The sequence below is a fragment of the Sagittula stellata E-37 genome (genome assembly GCF_039724765.1).
GTDB classification, from domain to species: Bacteria; Pseudomonadota; Alphaproteobacteria; order Rhodobacterales; family Rhodobacteraceae; genus Sagittula; species Sagittula stellata.
On sequence record NZ_CP155729.1, the window covers coordinates 2,358,667 to 2,372,289 of the forward strand.

Annotated in this window: 16 protein-coding genes and 1 tRNA gene; 13 read left to right on the top strand and 4 right to left on the bottom strand. The window is 67.5% G+C overall.

Annotation, left to right across the window (positions count from 1 at the left end):
• Positions 1-123: 123 nt before the first annotated feature.
• Positions 124-213, bottom strand: a tRNA-Ser gene (locus ABFK29_RS11200).
• Positions 214-381: 168 nt separating this feature from the next.
• Here ABFK29_RS11200 and ABFK29_RS11205 point away from each other — a divergent pair.
• The 8 genes from ABFK29_RS11205 (at position 382) to ABFK29_RS11240 (ending at position 7,249) form a co-directional block, all read left to right on the top strand.
• A complete protein-coding gene (locus tag ABFK29_RS11205; protein ID WP_050772389.1) occupies positions 382-1,245 on the top strand; it encodes a DUF2059 domain-containing protein in 864 nt (287 codons plus the stop codon).
• A gap of 245 nt (positions 1,246-1,490) precedes the next feature.
• The gene (locus ABFK29_RS11210; RefSeq protein WP_040604386.1) at positions 1,491-2,072 is read left to right on the top strand and encodes a 50S ribosomal protein L21; all 582 of its coding nucleotides are present in this window, start codon (positions 1,491-1,493) and stop codon (positions 2,070-2,072) included.
• 22 nt (positions 2,073-2,094) lie between these two features.
• Positions 2,095-2,364, top strand: coding sequence for a 50S ribosomal protein L27 (gene rpmA, locus ABFK29_RS11215; protein WP_005857992.1), 270 nt, complete (start codon positions 2,095-2,097; stop codon positions 2,362-2,364).
• Positions 2,365-2,519: 155 nt separating this feature from the next.
• Positions 2,520-3,059, top strand: coding sequence for a GNAT family N-acetyltransferase (locus tag ABFK29_RS11220; RefSeq protein WP_005857993.1), 540 nt, complete (start codon positions 2,520-2,522; stop codon positions 3,057-3,059).
• Between the two features lie 11 nt (positions 3,060-3,070).
• Entirely contained in the window at positions 3,071-3,634 is a 564-nt protein-coding gene (locus ABFK29_RS11225) for a GNAT family N-acetyltransferase (RefSeq protein ID WP_005857994.1), read from the top strand.
• 120 nt (positions 3,635-3,754) lie between these two features.
• Complete coding sequence (gene obgE / locus ABFK29_RS11230) at positions 3,755-4,801, top strand: GTPase ObgE (protein WP_005857995.1); 1,047 nt, start codon at positions 3,755-3,757, stop codon at positions 4,799-4,801.
• The gene (gene proB / locus ABFK29_RS11235) at positions 4,789-5,895 is read left to right on the top strand and encodes a glutamate 5-kinase (RefSeq protein WP_005857996.1); all 1,107 of its coding nucleotides are present in this window, start codon (positions 4,789-4,791) and stop codon (positions 5,893-5,895) included. Before obgE ends, proB begins: the two co-directional genes overlap by 13 nt.
• Before the next feature lie 88 nt (positions 5,896-5,983).
• Positions 5,984-7,249, top strand: a complete 1,266-nt coding sequence (locus tag ABFK29_RS11240; protein ID WP_005857997.1) for a glutamate-5-semialdehyde dehydrogenase — start codon at positions 5,984-5,986, stop codon at positions 7,247-7,249.
• 150 nt (positions 7,250-7,399) lie between these two features.
• On the opposite strand, the gene ABFK29_RS11245 is transcribed toward ABFK29_RS11240, so the two are convergent.
• On the bottom strand, positions 7,400-8,005 hold the full coding sequence (locus ABFK29_RS11245) for a histidine phosphotransferase family protein (protein ID WP_005857998.1): 606 nt from the start codon (positions 8,003-8,005) through the stop codon (positions 7,400-7,402).
• A gap of 26 nt (positions 8,006-8,031) precedes the next feature.
• Between ABFK29_RS11245 and ABFK29_RS11250 the strand changes: the two genes are divergently transcribed.
• The 3 genes from ABFK29_RS11250 (at position 8,032) to ABFK29_RS11260 (ending at position 10,002) form a co-directional block, all read left to right on the top strand.
• Positions 8,032-8,214, top strand: coding sequence for a DUF3553 domain-containing protein (locus ABFK29_RS11250; RefSeq protein WP_005857999.1), 183 nt, complete (start codon positions 8,032-8,034; stop codon positions 8,212-8,214).
• A 202-nt stretch (positions 8,215-8,416) separates the two neighbouring features.
• Positions 8,417-9,169, top strand: coding sequence for a GNAT family N-acetyltransferase (locus tag ABFK29_RS11255; protein WP_040604387.1), 753 nt, complete (start codon positions 8,417-8,419; stop codon positions 9,167-9,169).
• Positions 9,166-10,002 carry a lysophospholipid acyltransferase family protein gene (locus ABFK29_RS11260; protein WP_005858001.1) on the top strand — a complete coding sequence of 279 codons (837 nt, stop codon included), beginning with the start codon at positions 9,166-9,168 and terminating at the stop codon, positions 10,000-10,002. Before ABFK29_RS11255 ends, ABFK29_RS11260 begins: the two co-directional genes overlap by 4 nt.
• Before the next feature lie 119 nt (positions 10,003-10,121).
• Here the strand turns inward: ABFK29_RS11260 and ABFK29_RS11265 are convergent, their stop codons facing one another.
• Complete coding sequence (locus ABFK29_RS11265; RefSeq protein ID WP_005858002.1) at positions 10,122-10,745, bottom strand: thiamine phosphate synthase; 624 nt, start codon at positions 10,743-10,745, stop codon at positions 10,122-10,124.
• Positions 10,746-10,916: 171 nt separating this feature from the next.
• Here ABFK29_RS11265 and ABFK29_RS11270 point away from each other — a divergent pair, with 171 nt between their 5' ends.
• Positions 10,917-11,666 (top strand): RNA methyltransferase, encoded by a 750-nt coding sequence (locus ABFK29_RS11270; RefSeq protein ID WP_005858003.1) that lies wholly within the window; start codon positions 10,917-10,919, stop codon positions 11,664-11,666.
• Between the two features lie 77 nt (positions 11,667-11,743).
• Here ABFK29_RS11270 and ABFK29_RS11275 read toward each other — a convergent pair whose 3' ends face one another.
• Positions 11,744-12,070 (bottom strand): SH3 domain-containing protein, encoded by a 327-nt coding sequence (locus ABFK29_RS11275; protein ID WP_005858005.1) that lies wholly within the window; start codon positions 12,068-12,070, stop codon positions 11,744-11,746.
• Positions 12,071-12,305: 235 nt separating this feature from the next.
• Here ABFK29_RS11275 and ABFK29_RS11280 point away from each other — a divergent pair, with 235 nt between their 5' ends.
• Positions 12,306-13,622, top strand: coding sequence for a COX15/CtaA family protein (locus ABFK29_RS11280; protein WP_005858006.1), 1,317 nt, complete (start codon positions 12,306-12,308; stop codon positions 13,620-13,622).
• Position 13,623 lies beyond the last annotated feature (1 nt).

Genomic DNA, 13,623 nt, shown 5'->3' on the forward strand with positions numbered 1-13,623 from the left:
ACGTGCCGAACGAAGCCTGCCGCGAGCGAAAAACGTCCACCGACAGACCTGCACCAAGACAGCGACATACTGAACAAACAGCTTGGGACATTTGCCGGATTTCTGGACGAAATCGAAGGCAAGTGGCGGAGAGACAGGGATTCGAACCCTGGGACCCCGTGAAGGGTCAACGGTTTTCGAGACCGCCCCGTTCGACCACTCCGGCACCTCTCCGCGGGGGTCTGGGTAGAGGGGCGTTTAGACAATTCAAAAGGCGGGCGCAACAGCCAAAACAACGGAATTTCGCCGGAGCGCCGCGCAAGCCGCGCAACACGGTTGTTGCCGCCCGCACGCCGGGCTACCTGTAGTGCACCAAACACGCACGAGGACCCGGACAACCCCATGGCCATCGCCTCTAGATTCGCGCAGCTTCCCGCGGGGGCGGGGGTCTTGCGCATCGCCGCCGCATTGATGCTGTGCCTCGTGGCCGCGCTGCCGCTGCGCGCCGATCCGGCCAGCGACAGCATGGACGACCTGCTGGACGCGTTGCAGATCGATTCCATGCTCGAGATCATGCGCGTCGAAGGGCTGGCCTACGGGGCCGACCTTGGCGACGACATGTTCCAGGGCGGACACAACGCCCGCTGGCAGACGCTCCTGTCGCAGATCTACGACGTGCCGAAGATGCACGTGGTCATGCGCAACCACTTCGCCGAGCTTCTGGACGGCACCGACACCGGGCCGCTGGTCGCGTTCTTCTCGTCCGACACGGGCACGCGCATTGTGCAGCTCGAATTGTCGGCACGCCGGGCGATGATCGACGACGAGGTCGAGGACACCGCGCGCCAGGCCTTCCTTGCCGCCGATCTCGACGCGCCGCGGATGCAGCAGCTCACGCGTTTCATCGAAGTGAACGACTTGCTCGAGGCCAACGTGGCCGGCGCGCTCAACGCGTCCTTCCAGTTTTACCGCGGGCTGGTCGACGGTGGCGGTCTGTCGATGACGGAGGGTGACATCCTTGCCGACGTCTGGGGGCAGGAGGAAGAGACCCGCAACGACACGCGCGAGTGGCTTTACGCCTTCCTGATGCTGGCCTACGAGCCGCTTTCGGATGCGGAACTCGACCGCTACATCGAGGTGTCCGCCACGCCGGAAGGGCGGCTCCTGAACCGCGCGCTCTTTGCCGGGTTCAATGCGATGTACGACGAGGTGTCATACGCGCTGGGACTTGCGGCGGCGGAGCAGATGCAGACTCAGGAACTCTAGGCGCAGGCCGCGCCGGGTGAGCAATGGCCGGGCGCGCAACGCTTGACAGGCCTCTCGCCCGCGCGTATAGGCACCGGACCAAAGGACGGGGCTCAGGCCCCGCCTTTCGTTTTTGAGATACCCGCCCGATGCAGGGCACATCAACCAACGTCTTGGGAAAGACGCGCAGTTCGAGGCCGGGGCAGGCGCCCCGCCAACGCCCGGATCGGGGGCCGAAGGACGCGGCAGAGAAAAGGAAGACGCGCATGTTCGCGGTGATGAAAACCGGCGGCAAGCAGTACAAGGTCGCAGCCGGCGACACCCTCCGGGTGGAAAAGCTGGCCGCAGACGCTGGCGAGACCGTTCAGTTCAACGACATCCTGATGCTCGGCGGTGACTCCGTCGTCGTCGGTGCGCCCTTCGTGTCGGGTGCGGCCGTGCAGGCCGAGGTCGTCGACCAGGTCAAAGGCGAGAAGCTGATCCACTTCGTGAAGCGCCGCCGCAAGCACAGCTCGCAGCGGACCAAGGGCCACCGTCAGCAGCTGACCGTCCTGCGGATCACCGAGATCCTGTCGGAAGGCGCGGACAAGACCGGCGTGAAGGCCGCAATCGGCGCAGGTTCCGCTCCGAAGGCCGCGTCCAACGACGCAGCCGCGCCCGCAGCAGCCGCACCGGCTGCCGCAGGCGACGACCTGACCCAGATCACCGGTGTCGGCCCCGCCGCCGCCAAGAAACTGAACGAAGCAGGCATCACGTCCTACGCACAGCTCGCCGCCGTCGACCCGGAAACCTTCGAGGCCACCAAGGTGAAGCCGGAGTGGGTCGAGCAGGCGAAGACCCTCGCGTAACCGATAGTAAGGAGAGAGACACATGGCACATAAAAAGGCAGGCGGTTCCTCCCGCAACGGTCGCGACTCCGCAGGGCGTCGCCTCGGCGTGAAACTTTATGGCGGTCAGGCCGTTATCCCGGGGAACATCATCGTGCGTCAGCGCGGCACGAAATTCTGGCCGGGCGAAGGCGTCGGCATGGGCCGTGACCACACGATCTTTGCCACGGTCGAAGGCGCCGTTCAGTTCCACAAGGGACTGAAAGGACGCACCTTCATTTCCGTAATGCCGGCAGCGGAGGCTGCCGAGTAAGCCGGTTTTCAGGTCTGCGATTTTCAGACGGGGGATCGGCCAACCGGCCGGTCCCCTTCGCCTTTTGAGCGACCGGGCCCGGCCTTATATCGGACATGTATGTCCGCTATCCCAGACCTTCGTGATTGCGAGGGATGCACGAGAGGAGAGTGCAGATGGGCCTTGATTTGACGAACGACCTTCCTGTGGTGGAGACGGAACGGTTCGACTTGCGCCCGGTGCGCCGGTCCGACATGGGCCTGTGGGAGCTTTACGCTTCCGACAAGCGCGTGGCCACGATGACACCCACGATCCCGCATCCGGTTCCCCCCGGCGCCGCAGAGGCCTTCGTGACCCGTGCCGCAGCGCCGGACCGCGAATGGGACATCTGGGCGATGGACGGCACCCGCGCCGGCGGATCCGAGTTCATGGGCGTGATAAAGCTCATGCGGCTGGACCGCCACCAGTCCGAGATCCGTTACTGGGTGGCGCCCGCCTTCTGGAACACCGGCCTCGCGTCCGAGGCCGTGCGCGCCCTCGTGGACGCCAACCCACTGAACAACAAGACGATGTTCGCCTCTGTCTTTCAGGACAACCCGGCTTCGGCCAAGGTCCTGGTGAACTGCGGCTTCGAGTACATCGGCGACGCGGAATCCTATTGTGTCGCGCGCCAGTCCAAGGTCCCGACCTGGACATACCTGAAAAAACTGAGCTGAGGAGCCTTTCCATGTTGCGCACGAAGCGGCTGGTCCTCCGGCCTCTTCGCGCCGGCGACGAGGACTGGATCATCCCCCACATCACCGACCCGGAGGTGCACCGCTGGCTCACCTCCGTGCCGCACCCCTACACGGAAGCGGACGGGGCGGAATTCGTCGCGCGGTTCGCCGGACGGCCCGGCACACTTGCGCTGGTCGCGGACGACGTGCCCTGCGGCGTCCTGACCATCGAACCCTCCAACCGCTTCGCCGACGACCGCCCCGACGACTGGGAACTGGGCTACTGGCTGCGCCGGGACCATTGGGGCAGGGGGCTGATGACCGAAGCCGCCATGGCCGCCGTTGGTCAGCATCGCGCCGAACACGCCGCGACCATCCACAGCGGCTGGATCACCGGCAACGCAGGCTCTGCTGCGGTGCTGGCGAAGCTTGGGTTCCGGGGCCCGACACATACCGAAGAAAGGCACGCCTTCTTCCACGGCCGCCCGGTGACGGTAGAGCGGGTCATCCTGCCCGCCGATGCACCATTTCAGCCGCTGCATGGTACAGCAGACGCCAACCCGGCGCGCCCGTGATGCCCCGTCTGCGCAAAGGTACGGCCCGCGCGCGCTCTGCCCTTTCCAAACGCCGGGATCGCTTGTTCCCGTAGCCAAATCCCGCTACATCCCGGCCACCCAGTTCGAAAGCACGTTCCGATGAAATTCCTCGATCTCTGCAAGGTCTATGTCCGCTCCGGCTCGGGCGGCAACGGCTCGGTCTCGTTCCGCCGGGAGAAGTTCATCGAGTTCGGCGGCCCCGATGGCGGCGACGGCGGGACCGGCGGTTCCGTCTGGGCCGAAGCCGTGGACGGCCTCAACACTCTGATCGACTTCCGCTATCAGCAGCACTGGTTCGCCCAGAACGGGCAGGGCGGCATGGGTCGTGGCCGCACCGGCAAGAATGGCGATGACATCGTGCTGCGTGTGCCCGTGGGCACCGAGATCATCGACGAGGACGAGGAAACCGTCATCGCCGACCTCTCCACGCTGGGCGACCGCGTGCTCCTGGCCAAGGGGGGCAACGGCGGCTGGGGCAACCTGCGGTTCAAGACTTCGACCAACCAGGCACCGCGCCGCGCCAACTCCGGGCAGGAGGGCATTGAACGCACGCTCTGGCTGCGGCTGAAGCTGATCGCGGACGTGGGCCTCGTGGGTCTGCCCAACGCGGGCAAATCCACCTTCCTCGCCGCGACCTCCAACGCCCGGCCGAAGATCGCGGATTATCCGTTCACCACGCTGCACCCGAACCTCGGGGTGGTGAAGGTCGACAACACCGAATTCGTGGTCGCCGACATTCCGGGCCTGATCGAAGGCGCGCACGAAGGCCGTGGCCTCGGCGACATCTTCCTCGGCCATATCGAGCGCAGCGCGGTTCTCCTGCACCTGATCGACGGCACCTCCGGGACGCTGATCGAGGACTGGCAGACCATCTGCGACGAACTGGATGCCTACGGCGAGGGCCTGAGCGACAAGCCCCGCGTCACCGTCCTGAACAAGATCGACGCCATGGACGCAGAGGAACGCGCCTTCCTCAAGGACGAACTCGAAGCCGCCGGCGCCGAGGACGTGATGCTGATGTCCGGCGCCACCAAGGAGGGCGTGACCGAGGTGCTGCGCGCCCTCAGGCCACATGTCGACGCCCGCCGCGCCGCCGACCGTCCCGCCGATCCGGAGGACGAGGAGGACACGCCTTGGACACCCTGACCGCCGCGCGCAGGCTGGTGGTCAAGATCGGCTCGGCGCTTCTGGTCGACCGGGAAACCGGCGACCTGCGCCGGGACTGGCTTGCGGCCATAGCCGAAGACATTGCCGAACAGAAGGCCGCCGGAAAGGACGTGATCCTTGTCTCCTCCGGCTCCATCGCGCTGGGGCGCGGGCTGCTGGGCCTGCCGCAGACGACGCTGCCGCTGGAACAGGCGCAGGCCGCCGCCGCCTGCGGACAGATCCGCCTCGCCCACGCCTGGGCGGAGGCGCTGGCCCGCCATGGCCTGACCACCGCGCAGGTGCTGGTGACGCTGGAGGATTCAGCCGACCGCCGCCGCTACCTGAACACCCGTGCCACGTTGGCGACGCTGCTCAGCCACGGCGCGGTGCCCATCGTGAACGAGAACGACACCGTCGCCACCGACGAAATCCGCTATGGCGACAACGACCGCCTCGCGGCGCAGATCGCCGTCACCACCGGCGCCGACCTGCTGATCCTGCTGTCGGACGTGGACGGGCTCTATACCGGCAACCCCGCCAGCGATCCGCAGGCGGAGCGCCTGGACACCGTGGATGATATAACACCGCAGATCGAGGCGATGGCCGGCGACGCGGGCTCTGGCCTCTCGAAGGGCGGGATGAAGACCAAGGTGATGGCCGCCAAGACCGCCATGGCCTCGGGCTGCGCGATGGTCATCATGCACGGTGCCGACGACCATCCGCTGAAGCGTCTGCTGGGCGGCGCGGCGCACACGCTCTTTACCGCCGACATGGACCCGCATGCCGCGCGCAAGCGCTGGATCGCCGCGATGAAATCGCAAGGCACGCTGGTCATCGACGCGGGCGCCACGCAGGCGCTGGCCCGCGGCAAAAGCCTGCTGCCCGCCGGTCTGACCCGTGTCGAGGGCACGTTCGGCCGGGGCGACCCGGTGACGCTGCGCGCCCCTGACGGCACGACGCTGGGGCAGGGGCTGGCACGGTATACCGCCGCCGAAGCGCGCCAGATCGCCGGTCACCACAGCGCCGAGATCGAGCAGATTCTCGGCTACCCGGGCCGCGCCGTGCTTGTCCATCGCGACGACATGGCGCTCTGACCCGGCACGCGGGCGTCCGAAGAACTGGCGCCCCGCACGTATCCCCTGTAAAAATACCCCTCGAACCCCAACCACGAAGGCAAGGCCCATGAAGGATCTCACCGACATCCCCGCCCTGATGCAGGACATCGGCACGCGCGCGCGTGCCGCCGCAGCGGATCTCGCCTTCGCACCAGCCGCCGCCAAGCAGAAGGCGCTGGAAACCGCCGCCGCCCACCTTTGGGAGAACCGCGCCGCGATCGTCGAGGCGAACGCCAAGGATCTCGACTACGGGCGCGAGAAGGGCCTGTCCGACGCCATGACGGACCGCCTCACCCTGACGGAGGACCGCATCGCCGCCATCCGCGACAGCCTGATCGCCGTGGCCGGGCAGGACGATCCCGTGGGCCGCGTCATCACCGAATGGGACCAGCCCTCCGGCCTGCATATCCGGCGCGTGCGCACACCGCTCGGCGTGATCGGCGTGATCTACGAATCCCGGCCCAACGTGACCGCGGACGCGGGCGCGCTTTGCCTGAAATCCGGCAACGCGGTGATCCTGCGCGGCGGCTCTGAATCGCTGCATTCCAGCGCCGCGATCCACGCCAGCCTTGTGCATGGCCTGCAAGAGGCGGGCCTGCCCGAGGATTCGATCCAGATGGTGCCGACGCGCGACCGCGCCGCCGTCTCCGAGATGCTGACCATGACCGACTATATCGACGTCATCATCCCGCGCGGCGGCAAGGGGCTGGTCGGTCTGGTCCAGCGCGAGGCCCGCGTGCCGGTCTTCGCCCATCTCGAAGGCATCGTGCACATCTACATCGACAAGGACGCCGATCCGGTGAAGGCGCTCTCGGTCGTCAAGAACGCCAAGACCCGGCGCACCGGCATCTGCGGCGCCGCCGAATGCCTGCTGATCCATCGCGACGTGGTCGACGACATCGGCCAGGGCGTCATCCGGGCTCTGATCGACGCCGGGGTGGAGGTGCGCGCCGACGAAACGCTGCGCGCCATCGCCGGCACCGAAGAGGCGACCGAGTCCGACTGGGGCAAGGAATACCTCGACATGGTGATCGCCGCGAAGGTGGTGGACGACATCGACGCGGCCATCGCGCACATCCGCCGCCACGGGTCGAACCACACCGACTGCATCATCACCGAGGACGATGCCGCCGCCGCGCGCTTCTTCCAGCGGCTCGATTCGGCGATCCTGATGCGCAACGTGTCCACGCAGTTCGCCGATGGCGGAGAGTTCGGCATGGGCGCAGAGATCGGCATCGCCACCGGCAAGATGCACGCGCGCGGCCCGGTGGGCGTCGAGCAGCTGACCTCGTTCAAGTACCTGGTCGAAGGCGACGGCATCCTCCGCAAGTGACATCGCCCGCCCTGCGCGACATGACGTAGGGCGGGGCTTTGCGCCGCCTTCCCCCGGACGGGCCGGGCGGCCCGCCGGCCCGTATCGGGGTCATGGTCGCGGCCAATGCCTGTGGCATTGCCAGGGTCTGTAGCAGTGTCAGTACCGGTGTCAGGCGATCTTCAAGGTGATCGAATCGCCGGTGAGCGTGGCCAGCAATTGCCGCCCGCGCGCCGCGGCCAGGATCGGCAACAGCGCGAAATGCACCTTGTCGGCGGGCGGCGTTTCCAACGGGGCCGCTCCGTTGATGTGATCCCAATACACCCGGTCGCCGTTGATCCGTGTCCCCGAGGCGCGCACCGTCCAGCCTGCCGCGTCGTTCTCGATCCGCACCGTGCCGCCCATGGGCAGCGCACTTTCGCAGCACTGGAAGGCCAGGAAGCACAGTTGTACCTCGGGGCGCGACTGGTCCTCGCCGGCCACCCACTCCGCTTTCAGGCGTCCGCCCTTGGTCACGCCCGACAGGATGGCGGAGACCTCGCGCCGCGACATCATCTGCGTCTCGCCAGGCGCGCCGAAGGCCACCCGGAAGAACCGGATCCGCGCCGCCGCGCTGTCGCAACTCTCCTGGATCAGCGCCATTTCCGGGCTGGACTGGTCGGCCCCCGACAGGGCAATCAGTTCAAGTCCGTTCTGGATCGCACCGATCGGGCTGATAAGGTCGTGGCACAGACGCGACCCCACAAGTGCTGCGAGCGTGGCGCTGACATTCTGCATTTCTATCTCCACAAGGACGAACGGACATGAACGACATCAATGCCTTGCTGGAGCCCGGCCAGATCGTTCGCCATCCGGATCAGCCGGATTGGGGCCTGGGTCAGGTCCAGTCCAACATCGACGGGCGCATCACCGTCAATTTCCGGGAACAAGGCAAGGTCGTGCTCGACGGCTCGGTCGTCGCGCTCGTTCCCGTTTTCGAAACCTAAACTAGGGCGTCAGCGGTTGACAAATGGTTAACCAATGTTCGGTGGCGGAGAGCCGGTCGTTAACCGTTTCCCGGCGTCCGCAAACCCTGCCGCCTTTGCGCCAGCCGGGCGATTGGGCGTTTCCAAACCGGGGCGACATGCTCTAGAAGGCGCCCGAACGCGGGGTGGCACAGGGCGCCGGGCGGCCGGCGGAACGGTAGACATGAGCGACAGCTTTACAGTGCGGCTGGCCCGGGACGCGGCGGACGTGGCAGCGGCGCAGCGGCTGCGCTACGACGTCTTCGTGGCCGAACTGGGCGGCGACGGCCCGCTGGTGGATCACGAAAACCGGCTGGAACGCGACCGCTTCGATCCGTTCTTCGATCACCTGCTGGTCTGCGACCCCGCGCGGGGCGACATGGTGGTGGGGGTTTACCGGCTTCTGCGCGACGACCGCGCGGCGGAGGCCGGGCAGTTCTATTCCGAGGACGAATACGACCTCGGGCCGCTGCGCCGCTCGGGCCGGCGGCTGCTGGAGCTGGGGCGGTCGTGCCTGCACCCCGACTATCGCGGGGGGGCCGCGATGTTCCACCTCTGGCAAGGGCTGGCGGGTTATGTGACCGACCACGGCATCGAAGTGCTGTTCGGCACGGCCAGCTTCCACGGCACCGACATTGCGCGTTTGGCGCAGCCGTTGTCGCTGTTGCACCACCGCCACCTCGCGCCGCCGGAACTGCGCGTGCGCGCGCGCAACTTCCAGGACATGAACCTCGTGCCCGAAGCGCGGATCGACCGGGTGAGCGCCATGCTGGACGTGCCGGCGCTGATCAAGGCCTACCTGCGGCTCGGCGGCTGCGTGGGCGAGGGTGCCTATGTCGACCACGCCTTCAACACCACCGACGTGTGCCTCGTGATGGACACCGCCCGCATGACCGAGCGCCAGCGCGCGCTTTACACGCGGGAACGGGCGACATGAGCTACACTTGGGCAGGGGACGAGCCGCCGTCGCACCCGCCCTTCACCCTGTGTGAGCGGCTGCGTGTGGCGTGGCGTGGCACGCTGATCGCGCTGGTGCTGGTCATAGGCCTGCTGTTGATGATGCTGCTGCGGCTGGTCGAGCGTCCGATGCACGGCATGGACCGCCCGTGGACGCCGCACATCACTCGCGCGGTCTGCCGCATCGTGCTGCGGATCATGGGGTTGAAGGTGCGCGCCAGCGGCAGCCCGCCCGCCACGCGCGGCGCGCTGGTGGCGAACCATTCCTCCTGGCTCGACATCTTCGTGCTGAACAGTCGTCAGACCGTCTATTTCGTCTCGAAGGCGGAGGTTGCGGGCTGGCCGGGCATCGGCCTTCTGGCGCGGGCCACCGGCACCGTGTTCATCACCCGCGACCGCCGCGATGCCGCGGCGCAGACCGCGCTGTTTCGCGAACGTCTGATCCACGGCCACAGGTTGCTGTTCTTTCCCGAAGGCACATCGACCGACGGACGGCGGGTGCTGACCTTCCGCACGCCGCTGTTCGCCGCCTTTTTCGACGACGCGCTGGTGCACGAGACGTCCGTGCAGGCGGTCAGCCTGGCCTACCGCGCGCCCGACGGCGCCGACCCGCGCTTCTACGGCTGGTGGGGTGACATGGATTTCGCGCCGTCGCTGGCGCGGGTGCTGGCACAACGGCAGCAGGGAACGGTGGAGGTGGTGTGCCACCCGGCACTGCGGGTCGACGGCTTCGCCAACCGCAAGAGTCTGGCCCATGCGCTGGAGGCGCAGGTGCGTGCAGGCCATGCCGCTGCACTGGCGAAGAGGAGGTGACGGGCGGTTCGGGGGCGGGCTGGCAGGCGTGTCGCCGCGCCTTCGGCCCGGCGACACGCCGGGGGCGCTGCCCCCGGACCCCCGAGGTATTTGGGCCAAGATGAAGGAGAGGCGTCGCCTCAGGCGGGGGTCATCGCGGATTGCAGGCGTTTCAGAGCGGCGAGCGGATCCTCGTCGTTCCAGATCTCCTCGCCCACGGCGAAGAAATCGGTGAAGGGCGCAAGTGTCGCTATGCGGTCGGTGTCGAGACCGCCTTCGGCGACGACCGGGACTTCGATCACCTCGGACCACCACTGGAAGAGCTCGGTTTCGGCGTGGGCGCCGTCGCCGAGCGCGCCGCCCACCGGGCCGAAGGCCACGTAGTCCGCGCCGGCTTCGCCCGCGGTCATGCCCTCGTGCCGGGACTGGCCGCAGTGGCAGCCGACGATGGCATCCGGCCCCAGCGTCTTGCGGGCGGCGCGGACGCCGCGCGCGCCGTCGGGCAGGTGCACGCCGTCGAGGCCCAGCCGTTCCGCCAGCACCACGTGGGTGTCGATCACCAGCGCCACGTCGGCGGCATGGGCGATTTCGCGTACTGCGTCGGCTGCGCGCATCAGCCGGTCCTCGTCGCGGGTGGCCAGCGACAGGCGCAGGCAGGCGATCCCGGCCCCGTTCAACACGCGGCTCAGCGCGTCCGGAAAGCGCGAAAGCTCGATTTCCGGCGGGGTGACGAGGTAGATCTGCGGGGTCTCGGGCTGGGTCATCGGGTCCTCTCCTGACGGAGGCCCTCTTAGCGCGGGATTTTCCCGTTGGCCATGGGGATTTGTGGCGGGGTTTCCCGCGAATGTGCCGGAGCGGGGCGCGGCGTGCCCGCGGCGGGGGCTTGTGCTGCGGTGCGGGGCGTTCTAGGCGGGGGCGGTTGACACGGAGGGGCCATGACCCGAGGGACAGAGCAGCCGGCCATCGTGCTGGTCCGCCCGCAGATGGGCGAGAACATCGGCGCCGCGGCGCGGGCGATGTGGAATTTCGGGCTGGACCGGATGCGGGTGGTGGGGCCGCGCGACGGCTGGCCGAACCCCAAGGCGGTGGCCATGGCCTCGGGCGCGGGGCGTCTGCTGGACGAGGCGCAGCACACCGACACGCTGGCCGACGCGCTGTCGGACTGCCACTTCGTGCTGGCCACCACGGCGCGGTCGCGCGACCTGACGAAAACCGTCTACGAGCCGCGCGAGGCGATGGCCGAGGCCGCCCGCCGGATCGCCGCGGGCCAGCGCGTCGCCGTGATGTTCGGCCCCGAACGCGCCGGACTGGAAAACGAGGACGTGGCGCAGGCGAACGCCATCGTCACCGTGCCCGTCAACCCGGAGTTCTATTCCCTGAACCTCGCGCAATGCGTGCTCTTGATGTCCTACGAATGGCAGCGTGCCACGGCGGACATCGCGCCGAAGGCCGAAGCGCTGGCGGGGACTGAGTTTGCCGAGGCGCACGAGGTCGAACATCTGGCCCGCCATTACGAGCAGCAGCTCGACGAGGCGGGGTTCTTCTTTCCGGAGACCAAGGCGGAAGGCATGAAGGTCAACCTGCGCAACATGTGGTCGCGGATGCCGCTGACCCGTGCCGACGTGCAGATGCTGCATGGCATGATGCGCCAGATGGTGCGGTGGGCCAACAAAAAGGCCGGCTGATCCTTGGGGGGGATCAGCCGGCCAGTCAGCCGGGCCGGACAGGGAGGAAACCGGCCTGCTGGGGACGTCGTAACCTGTCAGTAGCTGTAGCCGTTGGGCCGGTAGCTGGGCTGACGGTAGGTGTTTCTCGGGTAGGTGGACTGCGGCGCGCAGGCCTGTCCGCGCAGGTACTTCGCGGACACCCAGTAATAGGCGTTGTGCCACGACACCTTGGCCCAGCCGTTGGAATAGGCCACGGCGTTGAGCTCGGTGCAGGCGGGGAAGGTCGTGACCCTGGCGTAGTGCGTGCCCGGTCCGCTGCGGGCGTTGAGCGCGCTGCCGCCCACCCAGACCTGGTCGGCAGAAGCCGCCGCACCCGCGAGGCTGGCGATGGCCAAGGCGGCGGAAAGCAGGATCGTCTTCATCGTGGCAACCTCATGTGCTGGTCATGAACTCTCGGCGCCTGGCCGCTTGACGTTAAGGTAGGCCCCCCGCCGCGGATCGCGTAGTCCGGAAGTCCTGACTGGTGGAATACCCGACCCGGGCCTTGACGTTGCGGCGCCTTGTCCCAGCGGCGTCGGCGGGGCAATCGGGCGCGGCTGCAGCGCTTGAAGCCCGCCCGAACGCGGCTATGTTGGCGAAGCGAAAAAGGAGACCGGAATGGCCGAGAAACGCAAGCTCTTCGAGGAGGTTGGCGCCGAGACGCCGAAACAGGCCCCCACCGGCGGAATGATCGACAAGGCAAGCCGCGGCGCGCGCGGCGCGATCCGGATCTGGCTGATGGTGCTGTTTGCGCTGGTCGTGGTGATGATCGCGGTGGGCGGGCTGACCCGGCTGACCGACAGCGGCCTGTCGATCACCGAGTGGAAGCCGGTCACCGGGGCGCTGCCGCCGATGTCCGAGACCGCCTGGACGGCCGAGTTCGACAAGTATCGCCAGATCCCGGAATACCAGTTGCAGAACAAGGGCATGTCGATGTCCGAGTTCAAGGCGATCTACTGGTGGGAATGGGGGCACCGGCAGCTTGGCCGGGTCATCGGCCTCGTTTGGGCGCTTGGTTTCTTCGGCTTCTTGCTGGCCGGGCGGATGCCGCGCGGCACGTCGGGCATCGGACCCCTGTATGGTGGCATTGCCGCGCTCGGCATCGGTGCGCTGGCAATCGCCGGCAGCATCGCGGGCCTGCTGCCGCTGGACGCCAACGGCCTTGTCGCGGCGATGATCGCGGCGCTGGTGGTGTTCCTACTGGGCTTCATGCGCGAGGAGGCGCCCGACTGGATCCCGCGCCTGCTGTTCATCGGCCTGCTCGGCGCGCTGCAGGGCGCGGTCGGCTGGTGGATGGTGCATTCCGGCCTGTCCGGAGAGCGGCTCGACGTGGCGTCCTACCGGCTGGCGACCCACCTTGGCGTGGCCTTCGTCATCCTGGGCTATATCGCATGGTACACCTATGCGCTCGCCCGTCCGGAGCGGGACCTGATACAGGCCCGCAGGCTGGGCGAGGCGAAGCTTTTCGGCATGACAACCGGCCTGCTGCACTTCGCCTTCCTGCAGATCCTGCTGGGCGCGCTGGTGGCGGGCATCGACGCGGGACGCAACTTTCCAAGCTGGCCGCTGATGGAAGGCGGGCTCTGGCCGTCGGACATGTTCGTGGAAACCCCGGTCTGGCGGAACTTCTTCGAGAACCCGGGTCTGGTGCAGTTCATGCACCGCATGGCGGGCTACCTGCTCTTTGCGTTCGGGGTCGTGGTCTGGCTGCGCGGTCGCCGCTCGGCCAACGCCGACACCCGATTCCGCTACAATGCGATGTTCGCGATGTTGCTCCTCCAGGTTGTCATCGGTATCGTTACGGTTGTGTATATGGCACCGCTGCACATCGCGATCCTGCACCAGTTCGGTGCGGTGCTTGTCTGGGCTCTGATCCTGCGCGCCCGCTTTGCGGCGCGTTACCCGATGCCGCAGTCTGTCAGGGGAAAGGTGTGAC

Excerpts from the sequence above, each read along its gene's own strand:
- ABFK29_RS11205 (WP_050772389.1), top strand. The coding sequence starts at position 382 with ATGGCCATCGCCTCTAGATTCGCGCAGCTTCCCGCGGGGGCGGGGGTC.
- ABFK29_RS11210 (WP_040604386.1), top strand. The coding sequence starts at position 1,491 with ATGTTCGCGGTGATGAAAACCGGCGGCAAGCAGTACAAGGTCGCAGCC.
- rpmA (WP_005857992.1), top strand. The coding sequence starts at position 2,095 with ATGGCACATAAAAAGGCAGGCGGTTCCTCCCGCAACGGTCGCGACTCC.
- ABFK29_RS11220 (WP_005857993.1), top strand. The coding sequence starts at position 2,520 with ATGGGCCTTGATTTGACGAACGACCTTCCTGTGGTGGAGACGGAACGG.
- ABFK29_RS11225 (WP_005857994.1), top strand. The coding sequence starts at position 3,071 with ATGTTGCGCACGAAGCGGCTGGTCCTCCGGCCTCTTCGCGCCGGCGAC.
- obgE (WP_005857995.1), top strand. The coding sequence starts at position 3,755 with ATGAAATTCCTCGATCTCTGCAAGGTCTATGTCCGCTCCGGCTCGGGC.
- ABFK29_RS11240 (WP_005857997.1), top strand. The coding sequence starts at position 5,984 with ATGAAGGATCTCACCGACATCCCCGCCCTGATGCAGGACATCGGCACG.
- ABFK29_RS11245 (WP_005857998.1), bottom strand. The coding sequence starts at position 8,005 with ATGCAGAATGTCAGCGCCACGCTCGCAGCACTTGTGGGGTCGCGTCTG.
- ABFK29_RS11250 (WP_005857999.1), top strand. The coding sequence starts at position 8,032 with ATGAACGACATCAATGCCTTGCTGGAGCCCGGCCAGATCGTTCGCCAT.
- ABFK29_RS11255 (WP_040604387.1), top strand. The coding sequence starts at position 8,417 with ATGAGCGACAGCTTTACAGTGCGGCTGGCCCGGGACGCGGCGGACGTG.
- ABFK29_RS11260 (WP_005858001.1), top strand. The coding sequence starts at position 9,166 with ATGAGCTACACTTGGGCAGGGGACGAGCCGCCGTCGCACCCGCCCTTC.
- ABFK29_RS11265 (WP_005858002.1), bottom strand. The coding sequence starts at position 10,745 with ATGACCCAGCCCGAGACCCCGCAGATCTACCTCGTCACCCCGCCGGAA.
- ABFK29_RS11270 (WP_005858003.1), top strand. The coding sequence starts at position 10,917 with ATGACCCGAGGGACAGAGCAGCCGGCCATCGTGCTGGTCCGCCCGCAG.
- ABFK29_RS11275 (WP_005858005.1), bottom strand. The coding sequence starts at position 12,070 with ATGAAGACGATCCTGCTTTCCGCCGCCTTGGCCATCGCCAGCCTCGCG.
- ABFK29_RS11280 (WP_005858006.1), top strand. The coding sequence starts at position 12,306 with ATGGCCGAGAAACGCAAGCTCTTCGAGGAGGTTGGCGCCGAGACGCCG.